24 protein-coding genes are annotated in these 25853 nt (G+C 58.1%); 11 read left to right on the top strand and 13 right to left on the bottom strand.

Annotation, left to right across the window (positions count from 1 at the left end):
• Nucleotides 1-93: 93 nt before the first annotated feature.
• Complete coding sequence (locus tag GXM22_RS10945; protein ID WP_035393677.1) at nucleotides 94-1113, top strand: SpoIID/LytB domain-containing protein; 1020 nt, start codon at nucleotides 94-96, stop codon at nucleotides 1111-1113.
• Nucleotides 1114-1216: 103 nt separating this feature from the next.
• Here GXM22_RS10945 and GXM22_RS10950 read toward each other — a convergent pair whose 3' ends face one another.
• Complete coding sequence (locus GXM22_RS10950; RefSeq protein WP_005931151.1) at nucleotides 1217-1915, bottom strand: hypothetical protein; 699 nt, start codon at nucleotides 1913-1915, stop codon at nucleotides 1217-1219.
• A gap of 289 nt (nucleotides 1916-2204) precedes the next feature.
• Here GXM22_RS10950 and GXM22_RS10955 point away from each other — a divergent pair, with 289 nt between their 5' ends.
• Nucleotides 2205-3203 (top strand): glycosyltransferase family 2 protein, encoded by a 999-nt coding sequence (locus tag GXM22_RS10955; protein ID WP_005931153.1) that lies wholly within the window; start codon nucleotides 2205-2207, stop codon nucleotides 3201-3203.
• Nucleotides 3204-3281: 78 nt separating this feature from the next.
• Here GXM22_RS10955 and GXM22_RS10960 read toward each other — a convergent pair whose 3' ends face one another.
• Nucleotides 3282-4190, bottom strand: coding sequence for a hypothetical protein (locus tag GXM22_RS10960; RefSeq protein WP_005931155.1), 909 nt, complete (start codon nucleotides 4188-4190; stop codon nucleotides 3282-3284).
• 114 nt (nucleotides 4191-4304) lie between these two features.
• Complete coding sequence (locus GXM22_RS10965; RefSeq protein ID WP_005931157.1) at nucleotides 4305-4646, bottom strand: arsenate reductase family protein; 342 nt, start codon at nucleotides 4644-4646, stop codon at nucleotides 4305-4307.
• Nucleotides 4647-4802: 156 nt separating this feature from the next.
• On the opposite strand from GXM22_RS10965, the gene GXM22_RS10970 reads away from it, so the two are divergent.
• The 3 genes from GXM22_RS10970 to tsaD all read left to right on the top strand — a co-directional run bounded on the left by GXM22_RS10970 (nucleotide 4803) and on the right by tsaD (nucleotide 8682).
• On the top strand, nucleotides 4803-4991 hold the full coding sequence (locus GXM22_RS10970; RefSeq protein WP_005931159.1) for a ferredoxin: 189 nt from the start codon (nucleotides 4803-4805) through the stop codon (nucleotides 4989-4991).
• A gap of 121 nt (nucleotides 4992-5112) precedes the next feature.
• Nucleotides 5113-7671: a DNA polymerase I gene (gene polA, locus GXM22_RS10975; protein ID WP_035393680.1), complete on the top strand. Its 2559-nt coding sequence runs from the start codon at nucleotides 5113-5115 to the stop codon at nucleotides 7669-7671.
• Nucleotides 7672-7674: 3 nt separating this feature from the next.
• On the top strand, nucleotides 7675-8682 hold the full coding sequence (tsaD, locus tag GXM22_RS10980) for a tRNA (adenosine(37)-N6)-threonylcarbamoyltransferase complex transferase subunit TsaD (RefSeq protein WP_005931163.1): 1008 nt from the start codon (nucleotides 7675-7677) through the stop codon (nucleotides 8680-8682).
• Nucleotides 8683-8851: 169 nt separating this feature from the next.
• On the opposite strand, the gene rplL is transcribed toward tsaD, so the two are convergent.
• The 7 genes from rplL to rpmG form a co-directional block, all read right to left on the bottom strand.
• Nucleotides 8852-9226 carry a 50S ribosomal protein L7/L12 gene (rplL, locus tag GXM22_RS10985; protein ID WP_005931165.1) on the bottom strand — a complete coding sequence of 125 codons (375 nt, stop codon included), beginning with the start codon at nucleotides 9224-9226 and terminating at the stop codon, nucleotides 8852-8854.
• Nucleotides 9227-9296: 70 nt separating this feature from the next.
• The gene (rplJ, locus tag GXM22_RS10990; protein WP_005931168.1) at nucleotides 9297-9812 is read right to left on the bottom strand and encodes a 50S ribosomal protein L10; all 516 of its coding nucleotides are present in this window, start codon (nucleotides 9810-9812) and stop codon (nucleotides 9297-9299) included.
• A gap of 273 nt (nucleotides 9813-10085) precedes the next feature.
• Nucleotides 10086-10778, bottom strand: coding sequence for a 50S ribosomal protein L1 (gene rplA / locus GXM22_RS10995; protein ID WP_005931176.1), 693 nt, complete (start codon nucleotides 10776-10778; stop codon nucleotides 10086-10088).
• Between the two features lie 57 nt (nucleotides 10779-10835).
• Nucleotides 10836-11261: a 50S ribosomal protein L11 gene (rplK, locus tag GXM22_RS11000; RefSeq protein WP_005931181.1), complete on the bottom strand. Its 426-nt coding sequence runs from the start codon at nucleotides 11259-11261 to the stop codon at nucleotides 10836-10838.
• A 133-nt stretch (nucleotides 11262-11394) separates the two neighbouring features.
• Nucleotides 11395-11925, bottom strand: a complete 531-nt coding sequence (gene nusG / locus GXM22_RS11005; protein ID WP_005931184.1) for a transcription termination/antitermination protein NusG — start codon at nucleotides 11923-11925, stop codon at nucleotides 11395-11397.
• A gap of 28 nt (nucleotides 11926-11953) precedes the next feature.
• Nucleotides 11954-12193, bottom strand: a complete 240-nt coding sequence (secE, locus tag GXM22_RS11010) for a preprotein translocase subunit SecE (protein WP_005931188.1) — start codon at nucleotides 12191-12193, stop codon at nucleotides 11954-11956.
• Nucleotides 12194-12209: 16 nt separating this feature from the next.
• The gene (gene rpmG / locus GXM22_RS11015; protein WP_005920501.1) at nucleotides 12210-12359 is read right to left on the bottom strand and encodes a 50S ribosomal protein L33; all 150 of its coding nucleotides are present in this window, start codon (nucleotides 12357-12359) and stop codon (nucleotides 12210-12212) included.
• A gap of 307 nt (nucleotides 12360-12666) precedes the next feature.
• On the opposite strand from rpmG, the gene GXM22_RS11020 reads away from it, so the two are divergent.
• From GXM22_RS11020 to GXM22_RS11040, 5 genes are all read left to right on the top strand, one after another.
• Entirely contained in the window at nucleotides 12667-13761 is a 1095-nt protein-coding gene (locus tag GXM22_RS11020) for a D-alanine--D-alanine ligase family protein (RefSeq protein ID WP_035393685.1), read from the top strand.
• The gene (murI, locus tag GXM22_RS11025) at nucleotides 13754-14578 is read left to right on the top strand and encodes a glutamate racemase (RefSeq protein WP_005931199.1); all 825 of its coding nucleotides are present in this window, start codon (nucleotides 13754-13756) and stop codon (nucleotides 14576-14578) included. The genes GXM22_RS11020 and murI overlap by 8 nt, the downstream gene beginning before the upstream one ends.
• Nucleotides 14579-14597: 19 nt before the next feature.
• Nucleotides 14598-15071 carry a YwiB family protein gene (locus GXM22_RS11030; RefSeq protein ID WP_223384083.1) on the top strand — a complete coding sequence of 158 codons (474 nt, stop codon included), beginning with the start codon at nucleotides 14598-14600 and terminating at the stop codon, nucleotides 15069-15071.
• A gap of 122 nt (nucleotides 15072-15193) precedes the next feature.
• Nucleotides 15194-17008, top strand: coding sequence for an arginine--tRNA ligase (argS, locus tag GXM22_RS11035; RefSeq protein ID WP_005931205.1), 1815 nt, complete (start codon nucleotides 15194-15196; stop codon nucleotides 17006-17008).
• A 312-nt stretch (nucleotides 17009-17320) separates the two neighbouring features.
• A complete protein-coding gene (locus GXM22_RS11040; protein WP_005931212.1) occupies nucleotides 17321-20020 on the top strand; it encodes a leucine-rich repeat domain-containing protein in 2700 nt (899 codons plus the stop codon).
• 147 nt (nucleotides 20021-20167) lie between these two features.
• Here GXM22_RS11040 and GXM22_RS11045 read toward each other — a convergent pair whose 3' ends face one another.
• Entirely contained in the window at nucleotides 20168-20851 is a 684-nt protein-coding gene (locus GXM22_RS11045) for a metallophosphoesterase (RefSeq protein WP_005931215.1), read from the bottom strand.
• Nucleotides 20852-21011: 160 nt separating this feature from the next.
• Here GXM22_RS11045 and GXM22_RS11050 point away from each other — a divergent pair, with 160 nt between their 5' ends.
• Nucleotides 21012-22352 (top strand): D-alanyl-D-alanine carboxypeptidase family protein, encoded by a 1341-nt coding sequence (locus tag GXM22_RS11050; protein ID WP_005931218.1) that lies wholly within the window; start codon nucleotides 21012-21014, stop codon nucleotides 22350-22352.
• A gap of 184 nt (nucleotides 22353-22536) precedes the next feature.
• Here GXM22_RS11050 and GXM22_RS11055 read toward each other — a convergent pair whose 3' ends face one another.
• Together GXM22_RS11055 and GXM22_RS11060 are read right to left on the bottom strand one after the other, a co-directional pair.
• A complete protein-coding gene (locus GXM22_RS11055) occupies nucleotides 22537-23229 on the bottom strand; it encodes a peptidoglycan-binding domain-containing protein (protein ID WP_005931223.1) in 693 nt (230 codons plus the stop codon).
• Between the two features lie 3 nt (nucleotides 23230-23232).
• Nucleotides 23233-25833 (bottom strand): peptidoglycan-binding protein, encoded by a 2601-nt coding sequence (locus tag GXM22_RS11060; RefSeq protein ID WP_005931227.1) that lies wholly within the window; start codon nucleotides 25831-25833, stop codon nucleotides 23233-23235.
• Nucleotides 25834-25853: the final 20 nt, after the last annotated feature.

The raw sequence follows: 25853 nt of genomic DNA on the forward strand, positions 1-25853 counted from the left end.
AAATTCAAGTCTTGGATGAAATGTGCGCTTTTTCACCCCGCCGTACTGGTACACTGGGCCCAGAAAAATGCCTGTCCGGGAGGGAAAACTACGATGAAAAAGACATTCTTTCTCCTCTGCGCCCTGCTGCTGGTGCTGGGTACGCTCCTGCCGATCGCCGGTTACCGGCTGACACTGGCAGTGTTCGGCCCGGCACAGGGGGCTTCTTCTGCTCCTCTGCCGGGCACTGCGACTTCGGAAACCGCCCCGGACAGCGCCGCTGTGCCGCCCTCCGATCAGGACAGCGAGAGCTTTCTGCTGGCCGACCAGAGCGCCGGGGCCGTAGTCTCGGTGCCCCGGCGGGACTATCTGATTGGTGCCGTGGCGGCGGAAATGCCCATCAGCTGGCCGGACGAGGCGCTCAAGGCGCAGGCCATCGCGGCCCACAGCTATGCCCTCTACTGCCGCGACCATACCGCCGAACCGGCTTCCGGCTGGCTGAGCGTGGACCCCGTCCGGCGGCAGGGATACTTAACAGATGCAGTCCTCCGCAGCTACTGGGGCACCGCCTATGAGGAGAACTATGCCCGCCTCTCGGCGCTGGTGGACAGTGTGCTGACCGATGTGCTCTACTATGGCAGCGCCCCCGCCGGGGCAAGCTACTTTGCCATCTCCAACGGCATGACTGAGGCCAGCGAAAACGTCTGGGGCACTGCCCTTCCCTATCTTGTGGCCGTGGACAGCTCCACCGACCTCAATGCGGACAACTACCTTTATACCGTTCAGTTCACCACCGAACAGATGCAGCAGGCTCTCGGCGGGCTGGGCCTGCTCCCTGACCTCGCCGCACCTGCCAGCTGGTTCGGAGAGGCCGCGCTCACCCCTTCGGGCTATGTAGCCTCCCTGCCTGTCTGCGGGCAGAGCGTCACTGGCCCGGCCCTGCGCAAAGCTCTGGGCCTGCGGAGCGCCTGCTTCACGGTGCAGTATCAGGAGGGCAGCTTTCTCCTCACCACCAAGGGCTATGGCCACGGTGTGGGGCTGAGCCAGTGGGGTGCCAAGGCGCTGGCCGAGCAGGGACAGAGCGCGGAAGAAATTCTGGCGCACTATTTCCCGGGGACAGAGCTGCGGAGATAACTCCCTCAAGCGCTCCGCCCCGGCTTCTCTGGCCGGGGAGCCGGAAAAGCAGGCAATAAAAAAGGCAGCTGACCCAACGGCCAGCCGCCCAAAAGATCAATATTCAGCCAAACAGGCTCGTCCACCAATCCTGACTGCTGCTTTCCTCGCCAGCAGCGGCTTCAGTCTCTGCCACAGTCTCAGTTTCCGCGGCAGCTTCCTCCGCCTGCACAGCCTCTTCCAGAAGCTCCAGACCATCGTCATTGCCATCCTCGGTGATGTACCAATAGCAGGACGCGCCGCCAATGGAGATGCTGGCGGCAGACAGCGGCACACGGCCAGAGGCAACGCCGTTGGAAGGATCGGAACAGTAGAACACGCCGTCGGTGTAGTCCGTCAGGAGCACGGCATGGGGTCTGGTGCGGTCGTACAGCACGATGCCCTCCGGATGCTCTGCCAGAATGGAGACCAGCGCTTCCGTCTTGGCCGCCTTGCCCGAAGGCAGGGTCGCATAACCCACATGCATATCGTTGTATGTAAAGCTGTGGGAGAGCCCGCCTGACCAGGCCGTGCTCTTGATGCCGTTTTCGGTCACATCCACCCAGCTGTCCATCCCATCCAGATAAGCCCGGCGGCGAAGCATCATTGCGGCAGAGGCCAGGGTGCAGGTGCCGCCCCGGCTCTGTTTGAAGTAGAACCCAACATCAACGTTCAGGTCCACGGCCAATGCCCCGGGGAGCAGCACGGCCATCAGGGCCATCGTTGCAAGCAGGGCAGCGAGAGTTTTCCGAAGTTTGCTTCCAAAGTGCTTGGCTGTTTCCACGTCAGTATCCTTTCTTCACAAAAGAGCGTTTCATTCACTGGTGTAAAGTATATCATTCTGTTACTCTTTTGTAAACAGTTTTGCAGCCATTTTCTCAATATTTACACGCTTTGGTCACAATTCAAGGGCAGATTGCACAATCGTACAGTGAAGTGGTTGGTTATTTGCTACAAAAGTCCGGAAAAGTTTTTCATTGTGCTTTCCGCTTTTCTTCCCAACTGCCGGTTTCTTTTTCAACGCAATTATGGTATAATCTGCCCTGAAGTTGAATTTTCAGGAGCATTTATATATGAAAGCAACCATCGTCATCCCCAACATCAACGGCAAAGGCTGGCTCAAGGACTCCATCGAGTCGGTCTACGCCCAGACAGAGCAGGATTTTGAGCTCATCATCGTGGACAACGGTTCCACCGATGAAAGTCTGGAGCAGGCCCGCAGCTACTGCGGCCGCCCCAACTTCACCCTGATCGAAAACGGCACCAACACCGGCTTCTCCCACGCCGTGAATCAGGGCATTGCCCGGGCCAAGGGCGAGTATGTGGTCATGTTCAACAACGATGCCTTTGCCGAGCCCGAGTGGCTGGCCGAGCTCATCCGCACCGCCGAGACCGATCCCAAAATTTTTGCCGTGCAGAGCCTGATGCTCCGCCACTTTGAACGGGAGCTGGCCGACGATGCCGGTGATTACGTCACCTGGATGGGCTTTGCCTGCAAGACCGGCGACGGCCGCCGGGCCAGCCGCTACACCAAACAGAAGCGCATCTTCTCGGCCTGCGGCGGCGCGGCGCTCTACCGCAAGAGCATTCTGGAGGAGATCGGCACCTTTGACGAGAACTTCTTCGCCTACTTTGAGGATGTGGACCTGAGCTGGCGTGCCAACAACGCAGGCTACAAGTGTGTCCTCTGCCCCACCGCAAAATGCTACCACATCTGCGGTGCCAGCACCGGCGCGGTGAAGTACAACGCCTTCAAGAGCCAGCAGAGCGGCCGGAACAGCATCCTGCTCCCCCTCAAGAACGAGCCGCTGCTCATGCTCATCCTGAACTTTCTCCCGCTGGCGCTGGGCTATCTGCTCAAGTGCTACAAGTTCCACAAGCAGGGCTTTGGCGAAGCCTGGGACAAGGGAATGCACGAAGCCTTCGCCCTGCTCAAAGAGGGGCGGCTCGGCAAGCGCCCCTTCCGCCTGAAGGACCTGCCCAACTATATCCTCATGGAGCTGTGGATGGTCTGGAACATGGTGCCATACCTGTGGTATCGGCTGGTCGTGGTCAGGTTTGATCTGAAGTGATCTGGAAACAAAAACACCCCTGCGTGGAATGCTTCACACATTCCGTGCAGGGGTGTTCTGTCAGATTTCGGTTTTCGGTTATGCCGCCGGGCTCTCAGAGGAAGCCTCGGTGCTCTCCGCCGGGGTGCTCTCCGCCGCCTCTTCCACCGGGGCAGCCTCGTCAGCAACGGCGCTGGCGGCCACGCTGGCGGCGGCAGAATCGCCTGCGGTTGCAAGGATGGCATCGTTGACCTCACTCTCAGCCAGCGGGGCAGGCTCCGCGGCAGAGGCTGCACTGTCGGCGGATTCGGGCTTGGTCTCGCTGTCGGTCAGGCCGGTCAGGTACCAGCTGCCGCTCTGGCGGCTGAACAGGTAATCCATATACTTGGTGGGCGTGTCGGACGAGGTGTTCAGGATGCTGTCATCACTGCTCTGGGTGGGGATATAGCCCACGGTAACGTGGAGCAGGCCGTCCTTCTTGAACAGTCTGGTGACGGTAGCGCGGAAGGTGCCCACGCTGCCGGTGACGGGGATCTTATAGCACTGGGTCGTCTCATCGAACTCGACAGTCATGTCGTCCATCTCAAAGCTCTTGTGGGTCAGCTTGAAGCTGGGGCCCACCAGCTTTGCCAGATAGGCATCCACATCCACCGAGGGCAGCAGCAGCTGTTCGGTGTCGGGGTCCGTGTTGTAGTTATCAAAGCTTCCCTGGGTCTCCTGGATGCTGTACACGCAGCCCCAGACGGCGGCTTCGCGCAGGGTTAGGTCATCGATGTTCTCGATGCCGTCAAAGGGCAGCGGGTCGAACAGGACCAGACCTTCCAGCCGGTCCTCATATTCCGCTTTCTGCTGGGTGTCGTCAAACAGGGTGGCCACACCCTTCACACCGGCCCGCACGACCGTTACAATGCCCACCAGCGCCAGCACAGCGATCAGCAGGCCAAGGGTCTGCCGGGCGCGGCGGCGGTGGAGCCGGGCGTGTTCTTCCGGGGTCATATAGGTTTTCATATCCTTATCGTCTCCTAAATCAGGTCATCTTTTGGGGAAATACCAGCTTTCAGTATACCACAAACTGCCCGCCGGTGCAAAACCCGGGGCGTGGATTTTTTGTGAAAGCGCGATTTATTCCCACGTTTTCCAGATCTCGGGCTGGTAGCCCACGGTGGCCTTTTTGCCGTTGCGCACGATGGGCGTTTTGAAGAGCTGCTGATTCTCGAACAGCTTGTCCTCCTTCTGCCAATCCACCAGTGCATCCAGCAGGGCCAGCGTCTGCTTGTCCTTTGCCGCCGGGTTCACCAGCTGCTCCCAGCCGCCCAGCGCACGGGCCACGTTCTCAAACTCGCCCCGGCTCATCTCTTTTTCCTTCAGGTCGATCATCTGGAACTTGATGCCCCGCTCCTTGAAATAGCGCTGGGCTTTTTTGGTATCAAAGCACTTGCTGGTGCCAAAGATCTGAATGTTCATCGTTTTTCCTCCTGGATCCTGTGTGCTCTATTGTATCATATCTGCCGGAAAAAACCTAGGGATAATTCATCTTCTTTCCGTCCATACTTGCTTTATCACAAGCCGACCCTGAGATTGAACGAAGGGCGGGCCATTTCAGAAAGAGAGGAACTTCCCATGAAAGCATTCGTTGACCCCGATCTCTGCATCGGCTGCACCCAGTGCACCGGGATCTGCCCCGAGGTATTCCAGATGACAGGCATCCTGGCCGTCGCTGTGCCGGGCGAGCTGCCGCCCGACACCGTACCCACCGCCGTGGAAGCCGCACAGGCCTGCCCGGTGAGCGCCATCACCATCTCGGAGTAACCCCTTCACCTGCCTTCCCAACACGGGAGGGCATTTTTGTTTTTTCTGCAAAAATCCCCCGCTGGCCCCCATTTTGTGTTATACTATAAATTGAGTTATAATGCAATGGAGGAGACTGACTATGCGTTTACTGGTCATTGACGGCAACAGCATTGCCAACCGTGCCTTTTACGGCATCAAGCTGCTGACCACCAAGGACGGCCGCTATACCAATGCCATCTTCGGCTTTTTGAATATTATGAATTCCCTGCTCCGGGAGTGTGAGCCCGACGAGGTGGCCGTGGCCTTCGATCTGAAGCACCCCACCTTCCGCCACGAAATGTACGACGGCTACAAGGGCACCCGCCACGCCATGCCGGACGAGCTGGCCCAGCAGATGCCCATCCTGAAAGAACTGCTCACCGACCTGGGCTACCGCCAGGTATCGGCAAAAGGCTGGGAGGCCGACGACATTCTGGGCACGCTGGCCGCTGCCTGCGAGGCCCGCAGGGACGACTGCTTTCTGGCCACGGGAGACCGCGACAGCCTGCAGCTGGTGAGTGAGACCACCACCGTGCTGCTGGCCACCAGCGCCATGGGCCGCAGCAAAACGGAGACCATGGATCTGGATGCCATCCACGAAAAGTACGGCATTGAGCCCAAGCAGCTCATCGAGGTGAAGAGCCTGATGGGCGACACCTCCGACAACATCCCGGGTGTGAAGGGCATCGGCGAAAAGACCGCCATGACTCTGGTCAAGAACTTCGGCACCCTGGACAGCGTGTACGACCATCTGGACAGCCCGATCATCAAGCCCCGTCAGCGGGAAAACCTGCTGGCCTGCCGGGAGGATGCCTACCTCAGCCACACGCTGGGCACCATCCGCACCGATGCTCCCATCGACACAGCGGAAGGGGCCTACAAGGTGACCGAGGGCAACAAGCCCGCCGCTGTCCGTCTGATGCAGGAGCTGGAGATCCAGACCCTCATCACCCGGTTTGGACTGGACGGCATCGTCCCGGAACTGGACCCCGACACCCTGCCGGAGGTAGACGCAGCCATTGCGTCCCTGCCCGCAGAGCCTTCCGGCCACTATCTGGTGGCCGCGCGCCCTGCTGTTCTGGGCAAAAAGAGCGCGGTCGTGCAGCCGGAGGCCTGGTACGCCGTGCAAGACACCACCGTGTATCCCCTCTCCGAGGAGGAGCTGGTCTCCCTGCTGGACGACCCTAAGGTGACACTGGATGTATTCGATTCTGCCCCCCTCTACGCCAGAGCCATGGCCGCAGGCAGCTGGGGCAGCAGCATCGTCTGGGACGGCAAGCTGGCCGCCTACCTGCTGGACGCTTCCGCTTCCCACTATCTGCTCACCACCCTTGCCACCAGCTACCATGCAAGGTCAGCGTTCTCCTGTGAGGAGTACCCCGATGCCGGTTTCCTGGCAGACCTGTTCGCCAAAATGAAGGCGGAGATCACCGAAAACGGCGAGGACGATCTCTACAACAACATTGAGTTCCCGCTGGCACAGGTGCTGGCCGATATGACCCGCACCGGCATCCTTGTAGACCGTGAGGGCATCGAAGCCTTCGGCGTGCAGCTGCGGCAGGAGCTGGACCAGGTGCTGACCCGCATCGAGATGGAGGCAGGCACCTCCGATTTCAACCCCAACAGCCCCAAACAGCTGGGCACCCTGCTCTTTGATACCATGGGCCTGCCCCACGGCAAAAAGACGAAGAACGGCTGGTCCACCGATGCCGAAACATTGGAAAAGCTGCGGGACATCCCGCTGGTGGAGGACATTCTCCAGTACCGTGCCTGCCAGAAGCTGAACTCCACCTATGTGGAGGGTCTGCTCAAGGTCATTGGCGAGGATGGCCGCATCCACACCCGTTTCAACCAGACCGAGGCCCGCACCGGGCGGCTCTCCTCTGACAATCCCAACCTGCAGAACATCCCCATCCGCACCGAGATGGGCAGCAAGCTCCGCGCCTACTTTGTGGCAAAGCCCGGCTGCGTGCTGGTGGATGCCGATTACAGCCAGATCGAACTGCGCATCCTGGCCCATGTCACCGGCGACGCACACATGCAGGAGGCGTTCCTCTCCGGTGCCGACATCCACCGCAGCACCGCAGCCAAAATCTACAACATCCGGCCTGAGGATGTCACGCCCCGTCTGCGTTCCAGCGCCAAGGCCATCAACTTTGGCATCATGTACGGCAAGGGCGCTTACAGCCTTTCCAAGGACATCGGCGTGAGCGTCAAGGAGGCAGAGGCCTTCCTGCAGACCTATCTGGCCACCTTCCCCAATATCGACGGTTATATGGAAAAGACCATTGCGGATGCCCGCCAGTGCGGCTACGTTTCCACCCTGTTCGGCCGCCGCCGCGCCCTGCCGGAGCTGAACAGCAACAACCACAACATCCGGGCAAGCGGCGAACGGATGGCCCGCAACACCCCCATTCAGGGCACGGCCGCTGATGTTATCAAGCTGGCCATGGTGCGTGTCTGGCGGCGGCTGCGGAACGAGAAGATGGAAAGCCGCCTGATCCTGACGGTCCACGATGAACTGATCGTGGAAGCCCCGGAAGCAGAGGCCGAAAAGGCCGCGCAGATCCTGCGGGAGGAAATGGAAGGCTGCGTGCACTACGCGGTGCCCCTGAGCACCGATGTGCATACTGGCAAAAACTGGCTGGAGGCCCACTGAACTATGATCGTTTTAGGAATCGAATCCACCTGCGACGAGACCGCCGCATCCCTTGTGGAAGATGGCCGTCGCCTGTTGAGCAACGTCATCTCCACCAGTGTCAAGGAGCAGGCTCTTTATGGCGGCGTGGTCCCTGAGATCGCCAGCCGCCGCCACTGCGAGTTCATCAGCGCCACGGTCAAAAAGGCTCTGCTGGATGCTGGCAAGACCATGGACGATGTGGACGCGGTGGCCGTCACCTTTGCGCCGGGCCTGATCGGCGCAGTGCTGGTGGGCGTGAACTTTGCCAAGGGGCTGGCCTATTCGGCCAACAAGCCGCTGGTTCCGGTGCATCACCTGCGGGGCCACATTGCGGCCCTCTATCTGACCCACCCGGAGCTCAAGCCGCCCTTCCTCTGTCTGGTGGCATCCGGCGGCCACAGCCATATCGTGGAGGTGCAGGACTACACCCACTACCACATTCTGGGCCACACCGTGGACGATGCCGCCGGCGAAGCCTTTGACAAGGTCGCCCGCACCCTGGGTCTGCCCTATCCCGGCGGCCCCAGCGTGGCAAATGCCGCCAAAACAGGCGACCCCAAGGCCTATCGCCTGCCGGTGCCCCATGTGGACGGCAAGTACAACGTCAGCTTCTCCGGCCTGAAAACCGCCGTGCTGAACGAGGTGAACAAGGCCCAGATGAAGAACGAGGAGATCAACGTGCCTGATCTGGCGGCAAGCTTTCAGGAGCGCATTGCGGGTATTCTGGCCGAAAAGCTGCTGCTGGCTGCTGCCGACACCGGGGCAAAGCAGGTCTGTCTGGCGGGCGGTGTGGCCGCCAACGGCCGCCTGCGTCAGCTGGTGAACGATGGTGCCCAGAAGTTGGGGGCCAAGGTCTACCTGCCGGAACTGAAATTCTGCGGCGACAACGGCGCAATGATCGCAGCGCAGGGCTACTACCAGTACATGGCGGGCCACACGGCAGGCCTTGATCTGAACGGTCTGCCCACCCTGCCCATCGACTACGAATAAGCGAAGCAAAACCAAAGCTCCCGGAGCGGTGCGGCATTCAGTGCCATCGTTCCGGGAGCTTTTTGCCCTGCTGCGGGCGCACAACCAAAAAGGCACCCTCGCCTTTCAGCGAGAGTGCCTTTTGTTTCAAGAATAAGAATTCAAGAAAGAACGTTCAGAAGGGATCAAATTACTTGATCTCGACCTTAGCGCCAGCCTCTTCCAGCTTCTTCTTGATGTCCTCAGCCTCAGCCTTGGAAGCCTTCTCCTTGACAGCCTTGGGAGCGCCGTCAACGATAGCCTTTGCTTCCTTCAGGCCCAGACCGGTGATCTCCTTGACCAGCTTGATGACCTGCATCTTGGTAGCGCCAGCCTCAGCCAGGATAACGTCGAACTCGGTCTTCTCTTCCTCAGCGGCAGCAGCAGCGCCAGCAGCAGCGGGAGCAGCAGCAGCAACAGCAGAAACACCGAACTCCTCGCAGTAAGCGTCGATCAGCTCTTTCAGCTCCAGAACGGTCAGGCCCTTGACGGACTCGATGATGGCAGTAATCTTCTCAGAAGCCATGGTAATAACCCTCCAATATCAATGGTTTTTGTTTGTTTCAGTTTTGTGTTAAGCAGCGGTCACGCAGCCATTAGGCAGCGGGCTCCTCCTGCTTGTCGGCGTAGGCCTGCATAGCAACAGCCAGACCGGACAGAGTGCTGGTAAGAGCACCTGCGAACATGGACAGCATACCCTCGCGGTTGGGCAGCTTTGCGATGGCGTTGGTCTCGGCAGCGTCCATGACCTTGCCTTCCATGAAGCCAGCCTTCACGACGAACTTCTTGGACTTATCGCCATCCTGGTACTTGCACAGGATGCGGGCAGCGGACATGGGGTCTTCTTCGTGAGCAAAGGCAACAGCAGTGTCACCCTTGAAGTTCTCAGCCAGGCCCTCCAGGGAGGTACCCTTGACAGCCAGACGCAGCATGGTGTTCTTCACGACCATGTAATCAACGCCTGCCTCACGCAGCTCCTTACGGAGCTTGGTGTCGTTCTCGACGTTGATACCGCCGTAAGCGACGACGCAGCCGGAAACCGCACTCTCAAACTTTGCCTTCAGATCAGCGACATAAGCCTGCTTTTCAGAAAGAATCTTTGCACTGGGCATTCGGTTTCACCTCATTTCAAAAACTTGTATCGAAAGCCGGAGCAACGAAAAAAGCCTCTTTCCCGCACTGTGTCGAGAAAGAGGCATAAAACAACTTTACGCGCGTTTCTCGGCAGGCGGTTTGCACCTTACGCTGGACTCCAGCACCTGCTGTCTCAAAAACAGCATCATTATTTTACCGCAAACGCGCGGTGTTGTCAAGCGCTTTTTTGAATTTTTAAAGATTTTTTCTGTCATCTGTCAGGATGACAGAAAAAACTTCAAAGCTTCAAATTAGACACCATACTTCAGGGTGTTCAGACGGATGCCAGGGCCCATGGTGGTGGCAATGGTAGCGCTCTTGAAGTAGGTACCCTTTGCAGCAGCGGGCTTTGCCTTTGCAATAGCGCTCATCACGGTATCCAGGTTGGTGTACAGCTTCTCAGCGCCAAAGGATGCCTTGCCCACGGGAACGTGGATGATGTTCTGCTTGTCCAGACGGTACTCGATCTTACCAGCCTTAGCCTCGGTAACAGCCTTGCCCAGGTCGGGAGCAACGGTACCGGCCTTGGGGTTGGGCATCAGGCCGCGGGGGCCCAGAACCTTACCAAGACGGCCAACGCGGCCCATCATGTCGGGGGTGGTGACAACAACGTCGAAGTCCATGAAACCGCCGGCGATGCGTGCGATCAGCTCGTCATCACCCACGATGTCAGCGCCGGCTGCCTCAGCAGCAGCGGCAGCAGCGCCCTTAGCAATGGCGCAGACGCGGACAGTCTTGCCGGTGCCGTTGGGCAGAACAACAGCGCCGCGGACCTGCTGGTCAGCGTGGCGGCCGTCAACGCCCAGGCGGACGTGCAGCTCAACGGTCTCGTCGAACTTGGCGGAAGCGGTCTTGCAAGCCAGCTCCAGAGCCTCGTTCATATCATACAGCTTAGAAAAATCGACCTGCTTAGCAGCATCGACATAGTGCTTGCCATGTTTCATTGTATATCCTCCTATGTGGTCATGCGGGCAGTGTTATGCCCTCCCACTGTTTGTGTCTCAGCCCTCGACGGTAACGCCCATGGAGCGGCAGGTGCCACGGACCATGCTGCATGCAGCTTCCAGAGAAGCAGCATTCAGGTCGGGCATCTTGGTCTTGGCAATCTCTTCCACCTGAGCGGCGGTCAGAGTAGCAACCTTTTCCTTGTTGGGCTTGCCGGAAGCGGTGTTGATGCCAGCAGCCTTCTTGATCAGAACGGCAGCCGGAGGAGTCTTGGTAATGAAGCTGAAGGAGCGGTCAGCGTAAACGGTGATGACGACGGGGATAACATAACCCATCTGGTTCTTGGTACGCTCGTTGAACTCCTTGGTGAAGGCCATGATGTTAACGCCCTTCTGACCCAGAGCAGGGCCAACAGGGGGAGCCGGAGTCGCCTTGCCGGCCTCGATCTGCAGCTTAATGTAGCCAGTAACTTTCTGTGCCATAGTAAATGCACCTCCAAAAATCTGTGGTGAGTTGCGGCGTGGTCTCCCCACGCCTCCCACGAGCGCGCACACGATGCACACGCTCTATAAGAACCGCACTGCGGTCTTACCTTGGTAAACGGATGCCGGTTGGTTACGGCAGCTCGACCTGCGCGATATCCACTTCTGCGGGTGTCTCGCGGCCAAACATGTTGACCTTGAGCTTGACTTTGAAGCTCTCGGTATCGATGCCCTCCACAAGGCCCATAAAGCCTTCCAGCGGGCCGGCGGTGATCTGCACGGTATCGCCGACATTGAAATCGACGGTCAGCGGAGCCGCCTTTTCAACGCCCATCTTCTCCACTTCCTCAGCAGAGAGGGGAACGGGCTTGGATGCGGGACCGACGAAACCGGTGCAGCCGCGCGTGTTGCGCACCACATACCAGGTATCGTCGTTCATGACCATCTTGACCAGAACGTAGCCGGGGAACAGCTTGTGCTCCACCATACGCTCCTTGCCGTCCTTGATCTCAGGCACCATCTCGGTAGGAACCTTGATGTCACAGATCAGGTCCTGCAGATGGCGGTTTTCCACCATGGTCTGTAGGTCGTTCGCAACCTTGTTCTCGTAACCGGAATAGGTGTGGACTACATACCAAAGGGCCTCATTGGTCTGTTCTTCCATTTTGGTTAAGCCTCCGTTTCAAGATGAATCATGCGCCGATGATCAGGCCCAGGATGCCGCCGAAAATGGCATCCAGCGCGATCATCACAACGGCTGCGATCGCCACGGTCACGAGCACGACGATGGTGTTGGTCTTAACGTCCGCCTTAGACGGCCACACGACCTTCTTCAGTTCGCTCTTCGTGTCGCGGAAGAACTTGGCGATGTTTGCGCCAAAGCCCTTCATTCTGGCTACAAAGCCCGGCTTTTTCTCGGTTTTGTCTGCCATGATGCGTCCGCCTTTCTTACTTCGTCTCGCGGTGAACCGTGTGCTTCTTGCAGAAACGGCAGTACTTCTTCATCTCAAGACGATCGGGGTTGTTCTTCTTGTTCTTCGTGGTGTTGTAGTTGCGCTGCTTGCACTCGGTGCAGGCCAGAGTGATTTTAACGGTCATTTGTTGACACCTCCATTATAACGGTTGTTTTGAACCTCCCTCGGCTTGCGGTGCACGCCCTAAAAACAGGGCGCACTTAATAACCCCGCAAAAGAGGTGATATCATTGTATCACGCGTTTTGCCATCCGTCAAGCGGATTTTTTGCGTTTTTTGAGACTTTTTTGAATTTTTTCTCTCCTGCCTGTTTTGGCCTACGCCTTGAATCCGCCGCATAGATATAGTATAATAAAGTGTCTATAACTGCTTATAGAAAATCCGGCCCCGGGCAAAGCGCCCCTTCCGGCCATAAGATCAGGAGAGATCATGATGCAATCTGAAGATAAACTCTGTGTCGTCGTGCTGTTTGGCGGCATGTCCAGCGAGCACGAGGTCAGCCGCGTGTCCGCCGGTACCTTTGTGGATAACCTGGACCGCGCCCGCTACGAGGTTCTGACCGTGGGTATCACCCGGGAGGGCCGCTGGCTGTGCACCGAGGCCACCAGCGCCCAGATGGCCGACGGCAGCTGGGAAGAGCTGCCCGGCAACATGCCCTGCGTCATCAGCCCCGACCGCGCCGACCACGGCATGATCCTGTTCACCCCGTCCGGTCAGGTGGAAAAGCTGCACGTGGATGTGGTCATCCCCGCGCTCCACGGCCTGTGGGGCGAGGACGGCACCGTGCAGGGCCTGCTGGAGCTGGCCGGCATCCCCTATGTGGGCTGCGGCGTGCTGGCAAGCGCTGTCTGCATGGACAAGGCCGTGGCCAACGCTCTGTTCGATGCAGCCGGCATCCCCCACACCAAGTGGCTGAGCGCCTGCCGCTGGGAGATCGAGAGCGACCTGGACGGCGTGTGTGACGGTGCCATTGCCAAGCTGGGCTGGCCCATCTTCGTCAAGCCCGCCAACGCCGGTTCCAGCGTGGGCATCACCAAGGCCCACGACCGGGATGAGCTCAAGCAGGCCATTGCACTGGCCCTTGAAAACGACCACAAGGTGGTGTTCGAGGCCTTTGTGGACGGCCACGAAGTCGAGTGTGCCGTCATCGGCTCTGACCCTGCCGTGGCCACCCGCCCGGGTGAGATCCTGGCCGGTGCCGAGTTTTACACCTACGACGACAAGTACAAGAACGGGGTCAGCCAGGTGGTGATCCCGGCCCGGCTCAGCGAGGAAAAGCTGGACGAGGTCAAGACCTACGCCGCCATGGCCTACACCGCCCTGAACTGCGAGGGTCTGGCCCGCTGCGATTTCTTTGTGGAGCACGGCACTGACCGGGTGATGATCAACGAGATCAACACCTTCCCCGGCTTCACCCCCATCAGCATGTACCCCAAGCTCATGGAGCACGAGGGCACCCCCGTGCCCGCCCTGATCGATCACCTGATCGAACTTGCGCTGGAAAGGACGGAAAAGCAGCATGGATAACCGCCCCATCGGCGTATTTGACAGCGGCCTGGGCGGCCTGACCGGCGTGCGGGAGCTGCGCAGGCGGCTGCCCCACGAGAACATCGTCTACTTTGGCGACACCGGCCGGGTGCCCTACGGCAGCCGCAGCCCGGAGACCATCCTGCAATATGCCCGGCAGGACATCGCGTTCCTGCTCTCCAAGGATGTCAAGTGCATCATGGCGGCCTGCGGCACGGTGTCCAGCACCTACCCCGCCGCTGAGGCCGAAAAGCTCCCGGTGCCCTATCTGGGCGTGGTGGATGCCGCTGCCCGGGAGGCTGCCTTTTCCACCCGGAACCGGCGCATCGGTGTCATCGGCACTGCGGCCACCATCCGCTCCCGCAGCTATGAGGCGCTCCTGCGCAGGCTGGTACCTGGTGTGGAGATCACCGCCCGTCCCTGCCCGCTCTTTGTGCCGCTGGTGGAAGCAGGCTATGTGGATCACAGCGCCCCGGACAAGCAGGAGATCACCAAGCTGGTCATTGCCCAGTACCTGACGGAGATCCGGGATGCAGGGGTGGACACCCTGATCCTGGGCTGCACCCACTATCCCCTGATCAAAACCATGATCGGTGAGTTCATGGGCCGGAACGTGGTGCTGGTGGACCCGGCCAAGACTGCCGCCCACCATCTGGAGCGCATCCTGAGCGAGCGGGGGCTCAAGGCCGACCACCCCGCCGGGCAGGCCCATTTCTATGTCAGTGACGCGCCGGACGGGTTCGTGCAGACAGCCGACCTGTTCCTGGGCGAGTACAAGGGCGGCGAGGTGGAGCAGATCGCCATTGACAAATATTAAAGTGAAGGAACACAAAACTGTGAGCACTGCACACAACGAAGATTACCGCATCCTGATTCGAAGCGTCTCGGAGCAGTTCGAGCACACGGAGCCCCTCCCCGCCGAGGAGACAGACAAGATCGAGCTGATGACCTACGGCAGCTTCCTGAAAAAAGCCGGATCCTATTATATTAGCTATAAGGAGACGGAGACCATCGGCTTTGCGGGCTGCACCACCACCATCAAGATCGCCGAGGACGGCAGCCGGGTGGCCCTGCTCCGCTTTGGCAAGGTCAACACCCAGCTGGTCATCCAGCGGGATTACCGGAACATCTGCTACTACGAGACCGAGGTCGGCCCCATTACGCTGGGCGTGACCGGCGACGGCATCGCGTGCGATCTCTCGGAGCCTGCGGGCGGCACGGCAAAGTTCAGCTATCTGCTGGATGCCGATGACCCCACGGCGCTCATCAATCGGACAACGCTTGAGATCCAGGTTGAGAAGGTAAAGTAAGAGAACAACGGATGGGCTTATCCTTCAACACGACCTCTCCGTCAATGCGTATGCGAAACTGAGAGGTTGTACAAAGACGAGACCTGCCCAAAACAAATTATCCTAATGAAAGGGACATTTTAATGACAGACTTTGAAAAGACCTATCAGAACTACAACCCCCGGGCAGCGGCGCTGGCCGAGGCCCGCGCTCTGCTGACTGAGGCTGCCAAGGCCGCCATGGCCGATGGCACTCTGCCCGAGGCTGAGCTGCCCGCTTTTATCGTGGAGATCCCTGCCGACACCAAGAACGGTGACATCGCTTCCAATCTGGCCATGGCCGGTGCCCGCACATGGCGCAAGGCCCCCAAGATGATCGCCGATGCCCTTCTGGCCCACCTTCCTTCCATCGAGCACAGCGTGTTTGCCAAGGTGGAAGTGGCCGGCCCCGGCTTCATCAACCTGTTCCTCGCGCCTTCCTTCTGGGCCAGCGTGGTGCTGGGTGCCTGCTCCAACAAGGAGTACGGCCGCACCGACCACGGCAAGGGTGCCAAGTACAATGTGGAGTTCGTTTCTGCCAACCCCACCGGCCCCATGCACATGGGCAACGCCCGCGGCGGCGCTCTGGGCGATTGCCTGGCCGCTGTGCTGGACTGGTCCGGTTATGATGTGACCCGTGAGTTCTACATCAACGATGCAGGCAACCAGATCCAGAAGTTTGGCAAGAGCCTGGCCGTCCGCTACCTGCAGCAGTTCTGCGGCGAGGAAACCTATCCCCTGCCCGCTGAGTGCTATCAGGGCGGCGACATCAAGGTGCTGGCCGGTGAGTTTGCCGAGATCAACGGCGACAAGTACGTTGCAGCCTGCTCTGGGCTGGACGAAGAGGCCCTCTTTGCCAGCGAAGCCTTTGAGACCCTGAAGAACGCTCTGGTGGATTACGCCCTGCCCAAGAACATTGCTGCCCTCAAGCGCGACCTGGGCAAGTACCGCATCGATTACGATGTCTGGTTCCACGAGAGCACCCTGCACGAATCCGGCGCTGTCCTGGATGTTGTGAACAAGCTGCTGGAGCTGGGTGCCTGCTACAAGGCCGAGGATGGTGCCATCATGTACCGCAGCGCCCAGTATGCTGCCAAGTACGGCACCGTGAACAAGAAAAAGACCGAGGATGGCACCGAGGAGGAAGCCAAGGACGAAGTCCTCGTCCGTGCAAACGGCATCCCCACCTACTTTGCCGCCGACATTGCCTACCACTACAACAAGCTGGCCACCCGCGGCTTTGCCAAGGCCATTGATGTCTGGGGTGCCGACCACCACGGTCACGTTGCCCGCATGAAGGGTGCCATGGATGCCATCGGCCTGAACGGCAACGATCTGGATGTTGTACTGATGCAGATGGTCAACCTGATGCGTGACGGCCAGCCTGTCCGGATGTCCAAGCGCACCGGCAATGCCATCACCCTGACCGACCTGCTGGAGGAAGTGCCCATCGACAGCGCACGCTTCCTGTTCAACATGCACGATGCAGGCAGCGGTATCGACTTTGACCTGGACCAGGCCGTCAAGACCGACAACGACAACCCCGTGTACTATGTCCAGTACGCACACGCCCGCATCTGCTCCATCCTCAAGAAGATGGAGAGCGAGGGCGTGGCCTTTGCCGGTGCCGAGCAGGTGGATGCCACCCTGCTGACCGACCCCAGCGAGATGGACCTGATCCGGATGCTGGCCGCCTTCCCGCAGGAGATCGTTATGGCTGCCGAGAAGTACGACCCCAGCCGCATCAACCGCTTTGTCATTGATCTGGCAAGCGCCTTCCACCGCTTCTACGGCAACTGCCGCATCCAGGGTGCAGATCCCGCCGTGCAGCAGGCTCGTTTGGCCCTGTGCATCGGTGTGAAGAACGTTATCTTCAATGTATTGACCATGTTCAAGATCAACGTCCCCGAAAAAATGTAAAAGATAATGAGAAGGGGCTGTTGCAAAACAGTGCCAATGAAAAGATGAGATAGACTTCCCCGAAAGGGGTTGCCTATCTCATTTTTTATTGTATGCTGAGCCTTCCGCCCATATATATCACAGGACTCGGTTCTTTTTGTATCTTCCGTATAAAAAAATTCTCTGTTTTTGTGTTCTCTCACAAAGCATGTCCCATTATATTGACTTTATATTTTCATTTACTGTAAAATATTTTGTGCAAAGCGTCATATTCATTCGCATTATGACGCGCATCGGACAAGTCTTTTACGAAATGCAAAGGAGGATTTTCTTATGAAAAAGCGTCTACTCAGCTTATTTCTGACATTCAGTATGCTGCTGACCTTTTTCCCTGTGGGCACTGTCACTGTTTTTGCAAGCGATTCCCCTATGGCATATACAGATGGTTCTTATCAGTTTATCCTCAATGCTGACAATACTGCAACAATAACAAAGTATACGGGCAATGAACATAGGATCACGATCCCTGCTCAGGTAACACATGGTGCTTACATATATCCTGTATCAAAAATCGGAGACCGGGTATTCTGCAATTACAAGTACGTCCTGACAAGTGTCCAGATCCCCGACACTGTAACAGAAATTGGCAGCAATGCTTTTTATAATTGCACCTCACTGAAAAGAGTTACCATTCAGGACAATAAACCATCCTGCGTGAAAAAGATTGGCCGCCAGGCATTTATGTTTTGCAGCGAATTGACAGATATTCCCATTCTTGATTCTGTAACAGAGATTGACTCTGAGGCTTTTCATCATTGCGAAGAATTAGATACTGTCACCATTCCAGAGGGTGTAACATCCGTTGCAGACGGCATGTTCAGTTATTGTTACAGCTTGCACACCGTTACTCTTCCAGACAGCGTAACTGCCATTGAAGAGCGGGCTTTTACCGGAACTGCATTGACTCAAATTCATATTCCTGCCAAAGTGACACGGATCGGAACTAATGCATTTTCCGAATGTTTCGCTCTCTCAACGATCACATCAGACAGCGAAAGCTATCCGGCAATAGACAATGTGTTGTACGAAAAATCAGCAAATGGCGATTACGCCTTAATTCGTTATCCTTCTCAAAGGGAAGATCCTGCTTTCAAAATACCCAATGGTGTGGCACGAATTGAAACTCATGCTTTTGACTCTTGTGCGTATCTGGCATCTGTGAAGATGCCAGACTCCGTGGTCTCTATTGGAACCGGTGCCTTTATGAATTGTCCAGCTCTGCAAGACATTGAATTTTCAAGCAGGATAACGGAACTTCCGGAATCAGTTTTTGCAGGTTGTATCAGTTTAAAGAGCATCGATATCCCGGAGGGTATAACACAGATCCTCGATGATGCTTTTGCTGGCTGCGAGCAGCTCGAACGGATCGCGATTCCCAGCAGTGTAACCAAAATTCCCGAGTCAGCATTTTCCAATTGCACAGCATTGAATAACATAGAGTATTCAGGCTCTCGTTCTCAATGGAACGCTATTTCCACGGATTCCGGCCTACAAAATCTCCCTGTAGCACCTGGTTCTATTGATGTTACGGTAACCAGCGACATCCGTACCGTTACCGCCAAAGTTGATGGCAGCAGCGTTCCCATCAACGATGGCAAATTCATTGTCACGATTGGTAAAACAGTGGAATTGACCGTCGGCGATCCTCAATACAGAGATCGTTATACCTGGGCAGGGGGCAGCGGCACTGTGAGTGCAGACAATACCACCTATACTTTTGTTGCAGGTCGCGATGATACAGCCGTAACTCTGACCACTGTCGAACACACAAATTATGACACCGGTGATTTCATCATCAGCGGTCTAGCGGACTATTCCTATGGGGACAATATCGATATCAGGATCGAGCCCAAGGATACACGCATCACAGATTACATTGTAAGATATGTCAGGAACGCAGGCACCTCAAATGAAGAAGAATTCAATGAGCTTCCAAAAGATGCCGGAACATACACCCTGCGAATCATTCAGGGTGATACCGTCCGAATCGACATTCCGGAAAAGATCACGATCCACCCCGTTACCATCACCAATGATACTTTCCAGAACGAACTCACTGTCACCCTTCCAGCAGATGCTGTGGAAGAGGAAGGCAATGATCATACGGCCACAGTGACTGTCCGGGCGGACAGCAGGCTGAATGCTCTTTTGCAATCTGATGAGATCAAACTTGAGCTTGTCTATCTCAACGATATGGGAGAAGAAGTCGTTGCCCCCACAAAAGCAGGCAGGTATACCGTAAAGGTAAAGATCCATTCCAATAGTCCCAATCTGCTCTCTGCCATCGTGGACGGAGGCACGTTTGAAATTCGCCAAAAAGCTGTTCCCATTGTTCCCACTGCAGATCTTTATCCCCTGACCATTAAGAATGCTGCCGTTCTCATTGAGCATGATGGCGAGGAGATTCATGCCGAGAGAAACGAGATTGGTGATCTGGTTGCAAAGGTGCCTGAAAACGCCAGTGTAACTGTCACCTACATCAGCCAGAGCGATGCCATTGCGTTCGATCAATGGTTGGTCAGCGGGTTGGACGATTCGACCGATGTCAAACAAAATCCATTGCGCTTTCAAATGCCCGCAGGTGAAAAGGGTGTAACAATGGAAGCCATGACAAAAGATGCTTCCATCGAAGATGGTGGTTCTGGCATTCTGGGCACCGTTATGGTCATTGGTGCTGCCGCCGTGCTGACATGGCAGGGCTGCCGAATCGGCACGGAGCTTTATCTGAAACGTATTCTCCCCGATGGCGCAGCGATCCCCGCCAATGCCACCGAACTTGCCGAACTGGTGTGGGATGATGCCGGCAAGCCTGCTCCCGCTGCTGCGTTGGACACGGATGCCACTGACGCACAGAAGGCTCTTACCTGGGCTTTTGAGAACCAGCTGCTTCCTTCCAATAAAACTGCAGATGCTTCTGTAAGTTACTGGGAAGTGATCCAGATCTGGCGCAAGGCGCAGACACTCAAGAGCTAACCCCTGGCAGGCAGAAAGCCCCCTGACGATTACACTGTCAAGGGGGCTTCCTGCTGTTTATTGGTGAACCCAATAGAGTGTTCACGATCTTCTTCACCTTTTTATGATGTACACCACCGGCCTGAAAGTCATGGGCACCTTCTCTTTTTACCGCTTCGCGTGGCGTTCGCCCATGGGGATGACATCACAAAAGACGCACCGGCTCTTGGTGGAAAGGGCCACATCCTTGTGGTAGCAGCCAAAGAACCACTTTTCGTAGGTCAGCTTCAGCAGAACCTTATCAAGAAACAGGTGCAGGCGGTTGGATTCGCCCACCGCGAGGGAAGTAAAATCAAGGAATCTGCTTGGGGCATCGTGGGTCAGCACATAATCTACCTGCCAGCCGTTTGCTTCGAGATTGGCCTCACAGGCGGCGTATTCCTCATCGCTGGGCATCTCCTGCGGCCACCAGTTGTATCCGGCCTCCCGCTCTTCCTTGTCGGGGCTCTCAGTGCCGCCGAAGCAGAGGTATTTCTTTCCCTCCAGCTCCAGCACGCTGCCACGGCAGACATGGTACACATTGCCGCCCAAAGCCTGGACCCTGCCGCCAAACCGCTCCTCGACGGGGTACTGGGCCAGCAGGTCGTAATTCTCGTGGGCACCATCAAGGAAAAGCAGGGTATAGGGGCGCTTGCGCAGCCAGTCGAGCTTTTTCTGTTCCTCCTTGCTGCCATCCCACACAAAGCCGAAATCGCCCAGCACCACCACAATGTCCCGTTTGCCCAGCCAGCGGAGCCTGCCGTGCTTGAAGCGGTCAAGCTCGCCGTGGGTGTCGCCTGTCAGATATACCATAGTCCCCTCCTGCCGCTTTGTGAAACCGTGGCAAAACCCTTGTCTCTGCGCGGCAAACCTGTTATTATTAAAGGAGCGAATCTTTGTTCGCCATTCTTTGTCATTTCCGGGCGCAACGCCCGTATTTTATATATTATCGCTTTTTGAAGGAATTGTCCACATGAAACGTATTTTTGCACTGCTTTTATCCCTTGCCGTCCTGTTCAGCTGCCTTGCCGTGACGGCCGGAGCCATGTTCGACCCCAGCACGGTCTACGATGTCAAGGCCCAGAGCGCCTATATCGTGAACACTGACACCAACATCATCGTCTATGAAAAAGACAGCGAGAAGCAGGTGTCCGCCGGGGGCCTGACGAAATATATGACCATTGCGCTGGTGCTGACCAACTATGCCGACCAGCTGGACAGCACGTTCACGATGCCCTTTGCCATCTCGGACTATGTCCACAACTCCGACAATGCCGATATGCGCTCGGGCGAGACCTTTACCTACCGGGAAGCCCTTTACGCCATGGTGACGCGCAACGCCAATGAGGCCGCCATGGGTCTGGCCCACGAGCTCTCGGGCGGCGATCTGGCGGGCTGGGTGAGCCAGATGAACACCCTCTCCCAGCGCATTGGCACCACCAACAGCACCTGGACTGATGCCTGCGGACTGGACAGCGGCAACACCACCACCGCCGTGGACATGTACCTGATCCTGCGCTACCTGATGAGCTTTGATGCCTTCAAGGAGATCTCCGCCGCCCCCACCTTCACGATGCCGGCCAAGGAAAAGCATGCCAAGAGCTTTGTGCTGCTGAGCCAGAACGTGGCCCTGAACAAGACCAGCGGCGGCAGGTTCTACCGCAGCGCCATGCAGGGCGGCATGTGCGACGTGATGGCCTACAAAAACGACAGCGGCGATCAGAGCTATGTCTCGTGGGCCAACAAGGACGGGGCCACCTACATCTTCTGCATCATGCAAAGCCCCGACACCTGCGATGATTACGGCTATTCCAACCGCCGCCCGGCGCTGTACGAGACCACCAAGCTCATCGACTGGGTGTTCGAGAGTTTTTCCATCCAGGCCGCACTGGACACCGATCAGGCGCTGGCGGAGATCCCGGTCAAATACTCCTCCGATACCGACACCCTGCAGCTCTACCCCGCCGACAGCATGATGACCCTGCTGCCTTCCACGGGGGATGGCTCGGTGACGCAGAAATATTTCCACCTGCCCGATTACGCCACGGCCCCCATCCAGCAGGGCGACGTGGTGGGCACTGTGGAGCTCAAGCTGGCAGGCGAGACCATTGGCGTGGTGAACCTCATTGCCGGGCAGGATGTCCACCAGAACGCATTGCTTTTCACGGTCTCCAAGGTGCAGGCCTTCTTCCACAGCCTGTATCTCAAGGTGGTCATCGTCCTCTCCCTGCTCACTCTGGCGGTCTACGGCCTGTGGGTGTTCATCAACCTGTGGAACGGGCGCAGACCGAACCGAAAGATCCATAGAAGATAAACCCCACCGTCATCCCTACGGGATGCCACCGCCCCTGGTAGGGGCGGCCTTGGCAAAACTGGACAGCTTTACGCCATGCCAAGGGCCCCACTATTAGGGGGGCTGTCACGCGAAGCGTGACTGAGGGGTTTCGCCACCGATTGCAAAGAAGCTCCACCTTCACGGCGGAGCTTCTTTCTATTTCTTAGTCGATCGTCGTTTTTGTTCTGCCAATGCCGATCACAGCTGTTGTGATCTTTTTCCAGCTGCTGCAGCCGCACACGCCGTCCACCGTCAGGCTGGTGCGGCGCTGGTAGCCCCTCAGGGCTTCCTCGGTGCGGGTGCCGAACAGGCCGTCGATGCGGCTGCCGGTCTGGTAGCCCAGTGTGGAAAGCGCGTCCTGCAGGATCATCACATAGCAGCCCCGGCTCCCCCGCCGCAGGGTGGGGTAGCCCGCTGTGGTGCCGCTGCAGGCCGGGGTGCCGTAGCGGCGGTCAAAGTGCACCCAGGTGGGGGTCTGGCTCAGGGGCTCCACATAGCCCCAGGCTCCGGTGGACCGGGCAGCCCTATAGATGGCTGTGCGCTGGCTCTGGGTCAGGCGCTGGCCCACATCAAAGGCCACGCCGGCGTAATGCTGGCTGCGGGTGCCGTGACCCCCCTCCCAGATGCGGCGGAAGGCATACCCCACCGGAATGCCCTTGCCGTACTTGCGGCGGGTCAGGTTCCAGGCCTCCATGGCGGCGATGGTCGTCCAGAGCACCGGGCTCCCCGATTTTCCCCGGAACTCCCGCAGTGTCAGGGTGCGCTCGGTGCTGTAAGGCATCGGGTCGTTTTCGTTCAGGCTGTTGTAGGTGTACACCTTGTTCTCATAGGCATCGTAGATCAGCAGCCGTGCCATCCGTCATCCCTCCTCGCATTCGCAGCTCTGGGCACGGAGCGCGGCCCATGTCTCCTCGTTCACCGTGCCTGTTACCAGCAGGTCCGCCCGCTCCTGTGCTGCCCGGACCCCTTCTGTTTCCTTCGGGCCGAAGAGGAAGTTCTCGGTCACATAGTCCTCGCCGCAGTTCCGCATATAGCGCCCATTGAGCCACTGTTCGATCTGCCCCACATCCGGGCCAACGCTCCCCTCTTTCATGGCACGGCCCGGGTAAACATCGGCCTGCCCTGCATCCCGGTCAGGGTTGGGGGAAACGGCGGCCAGCTGCAGGCTCAGGGCCTCCACGGCCGTCCAGGTCTCTGCATCCGCGACTCCGGTCTCAGGCAGATCCAGCAGGGCCTGCGCACTGCGGGTAGAGGCCGCCGTCTCGTCGGTATACCGGTCAGACAGGGGCGGGCTTTCCACGCTGTCGAAATAGTAGGCAATGCGCTGCAAAAGGAGGTTGTAGTAGAGCACCGCGTCCCCTGTGGCCCCCACTGCCAGCGGTGTGCCCAGGTAAGGCAGGCGCTTCAGCGTGACCACCGGGCCGGACACCCGCAGGATGCTTGCCTTGCCGTAGAGCGAATTCCAGGTCGTGCGCCCTACTACGCCGTCCACTGTCAGCTTCGCAAAGCGCTGGTAGGCCCGCACGGCGTTCTCGGTTGCCGCACCAAAGCTTCCGTCGATGGAAACAGCGGGGATACTGCTCTCGTAGGCGCTCATCAGGTAGAGGTAGAACTGCAGCTCCCGCACTGCCGTTCCGGTGCTGCCCCGGCGCAGAACGCCCGGATACTCGCCGGGGCGCAGGCTGGCTGTGAGCAGCCGGTTGGCAATATCGTTGTAGACCTCATACAGCTTGTTCCAGGTCGTGCGGCCCACCACGCCGTCGCTGGTCAGGCCGAAGTAGCTCTGGAATCTCCGCACTGCCGCCGCCGTGCCTGCGCCGAATTTTCCATCTACAGTCAGGGTGTTCAGGTTGGGATACACCGTGCGGGCGATCTTGAGCCAGAACTGCACCAGCCGGACATTCTGCCCGCTGCTGCCCTGCCGCAGGGCCGTGCCCGGGTAAGCGTTGGGCCTGCCATTGTCGGACTGGATGCTGCGGAACTGATCGTAGAGTTCTGTCCAGGTGGCGCGGCCCACTACGCCGTCCACAGACAGGCCGTATCTTCGCTGGAAGGCCCGGACCGCACCGGCGGTGCCGCTGCCATACACGCCATCCACTGCCACGGAGGGGATGCTGCTCTCGTACTGAGCCAGAGTGTTCAACCAGAACTGCAGCTGCTCCACAGCGCTGCCGGAAGAGCCGACGCGCAGGATGGTGCCGCCCCAGGTGCCGTCCGAGAGGGTTCCGGCGGCCGTTTCGCCCTCGCTGGTCAGCTCTGCAAGGTCTTTCACCGAAACATAGATATAGCTGATCTTATACCAGGTCTGCCGCCCCACCACGCCGTCAGCGGTCAGGTTGAACTGCTTCTGGAATCTCTTCACGGTCTCGGTCATCCTGCTGCCAAAGACCCCGTCCACGGTCAGCAGGCCAAGGAAGGGGTAATCCTTGGTGATGCGGTTCAGCTGCCGCTGCAGGGTGAACACCGCCGTGCCCCGGTCTCCCCGCCGGAGGGGGGAACCCGGATAGCTTCTGGGGATGGACTGGATGTTGCTGGTGCGGACGATCTCGATATCGCTGCCGTAATAGTATTTGAGGATGCTCAGGGCATTGCGGCCCTGATTTGCCAGCGTGACCGTGCCCCACTGCTTGAGCCCCGGGCAGGTGACGGACTTTCCGTCACAGTATTCGGAGTAGTAGGGATTCACGGTGCCGGTCTTGCGGATGTAGGTGTTGAAGATGTCATCCGTCAGCTTTACCATCACATCGAACACAGTGCGGCCATGGACATAATACTGGTCGTAGCTGGTGGAGTTGGTGATATTGAAGGTGTAGCCCTTGCTGGGATACCACTCGGTGTAAATACGGTTGAGCGCCAGCGAGATCTGGCAGTGGATGTTCGCTTTCAACGCTTCAATGGGCCAAGTGGGGTAGACCTCGCTGGAAGCCACATTGGCGATATAATCCCGGAAGGACACCGTCACGTTCCGGGCCGAGGCGGCGGGCCTGCCCAGATGGACCGTGATATTTTTTGGCACGATGACCCGGTCCAGCACCCGGCTGCCGGTGCAGTGCTCGGTGGGGGCCGGGCCGCTGCCGCCGTTCCCCGCAAACAAAGCGTGGGTGGGGATGATCACGGGCGGGTTGACGATGTCTTTTCCCTCCTCGGTGTCCGGGATCATCTCAGGCCGGGCCAGCGTGACCTGCCCGGCAAAGATCTGGATACCCTGGATGCGGACGGTGCGGTAGCCCGGCTTTCTGGCCGTCAGGCTGCACACGGCATAGGGCAGGGTCGTGGTGTTGTTCTCGTCCAGCGAGAGGGCGCAGGCCGGGGCACAGATGGCCACATCCTCGGCATTGCCCTCGGCATCGGTGATGCGGTGAGCCGTGAAGCCGCTGCCGGTGATCACAACAGTCACTTCCTCCACCGGAGCCGACTGCCGGGGCCGATAGGTCTGGATACGCAGGATGCCATTCATCATATAAAAAAACTCCTTTGCCG

The organism is Faecalibacterium duncaniae (genome assembly GCF_010509575.1).
GTDB classification, from domain to species: Bacteria; Bacillota; Clostridia; order Oscillospirales; family Ruminococcaceae; genus Faecalibacterium; species Faecalibacterium duncaniae.

What these genes read in the sequence shown, in the direction of transcription:
- rplK (WP_005931181.1), bottom strand. Translation starts at nt 11,261, where the DNA reads ATGGCACAGAAAGTTACTGGCTACATTAAGCTGCAGATCGAGGCCGGC.
- GXM22_RS11045 (WP_005931215.1), bottom strand. Translation starts at nt 20,851, where the DNA reads ATGGTATATCTGACAGGCGACACCCACGGCGAGCTTGACCGCTTCAAG.
- GXM22_RS10960 (WP_005931155.1), bottom strand. Translation starts at nt 4,190, where the DNA reads ATGAAAACCTATATGACCCCGGAAGAACACGCCCGGCTCCACCGCCGC.
- nusG (WP_005931184.1), bottom strand. Translation starts at nt 11,925, where the DNA reads ATGGAAGAACAGACCAATGAGGCCCTTTGGTATGTAGTCCACACCTAT.
- murI (WP_005931199.1), top strand. Translation starts at nt 13,754, where the DNA reads ATGGATAACCGCCCCATCGGCGTATTTGACAGCGGCCTGGGCGGCCTG.
- GXM22_RS11050 (WP_005931218.1), top strand. Translation starts at nt 21,012, where the DNA reads ATGAAACGTATTTTTGCACTGCTTTTATCCCTTGCCGTCCTGTTCAGC.
- rplA (WP_005931176.1), bottom strand. Translation starts at nt 10,778, where the DNA reads ATGAAACATGGCAAGCACTATGTCGATGCTGCTAAGCAGGTCGATTTT.
- rplJ (WP_005931168.1), bottom strand. Translation starts at nt 9,812, where the DNA reads ATGCCCAGTGCAAAGATTCTTTCTGAAAAGCAGGCTTATGTCGCTGAT.
- GXM22_RS11040 (WP_005931212.1), top strand. Translation starts at nt 17,321, where the DNA reads ATGAAAAAGCGTCTACTCAGCTTATTTCTGACATTCAGTATGCTGCTG.
- rpmG (WP_005920501.1), bottom strand. Translation starts at nt 12,359, where the DNA reads ATGACCGTTAAAATCACTCTGGCCTGCACCGAGTGCAAGCAGCGCAAC.
- GXM22_RS11020 (WP_035393685.1), top strand. Translation starts at nt 12,667, where the DNA reads ATGCAATCTGAAGATAAACTCTGTGTCGTCGTGCTGTTTGGCGGCATG.
- argS (WP_005931205.1), top strand. Translation starts at nt 15,194, where the DNA reads ATGACAGACTTTGAAAAGACCTATCAGAACTACAACCCCCGGGCAGCG.
- GXM22_RS11055 (WP_005931223.1), bottom strand. Translation starts at nt 23,229, where the DNA reads ATGGCACGGCTGCTGATCTACGATGCCTATGAGAACAAGGTGTACACC.
- tsaD (WP_005931163.1), top strand. Translation starts at nt 7,675, where the DNA reads ATGATCGTTTTAGGAATCGAATCCACCTGCGACGAGACCGCCGCATCC.
- polA (WP_035393680.1), top strand. Translation starts at nt 5,113, where the DNA reads ATGCGTTTACTGGTCATTGACGGCAACAGCATTGCCAACCGTGCCTTT.
- GXM22_RS10955 (WP_005931153.1), top strand. Translation starts at nt 2,205, where the DNA reads ATGAAAGCAACCATCGTCATCCCCAACATCAACGGCAAAGGCTGGCTC.
- GXM22_RS10965 (WP_005931157.1), bottom strand. Translation starts at nt 4,646, where the DNA reads ATGAACATTCAGATCTTTGGCACCAGCAAGTGCTTTGATACCAAAAAA.
- GXM22_RS11060 (WP_005931227.1), bottom strand. Translation starts at nt 25,833, where the DNA reads ATGATGAATGGCATCCTGCGTATCCAGACCTATCGGCCCCGGCAGTCG.
- rplL (WP_005931165.1), bottom strand. Translation starts at nt 9,226, where the DNA reads ATGGCTTCTGAGAAGATTACTGCCATCATCGAGTCCGTCAAGGGCCTG.
- GXM22_RS10970 (WP_005931159.1), top strand. Translation starts at nt 4,803, where the DNA reads ATGAAAGCATTCGTTGACCCCGATCTCTGCATCGGCTGCACCCAGTGC.
- secE (WP_005931188.1), bottom strand. Translation starts at nt 12,193, where the DNA reads ATGGCAGACAAAACCGAGAAAAAGCCGGGCTTTGTAGCCAGAATGAAG.
- GXM22_RS10945 (WP_035393677.1), top strand. Translation starts at nt 94, where the DNA reads ATGAAAAAGACATTCTTTCTCCTCTGCGCCCTGCTGCTGGTGCTGGGT.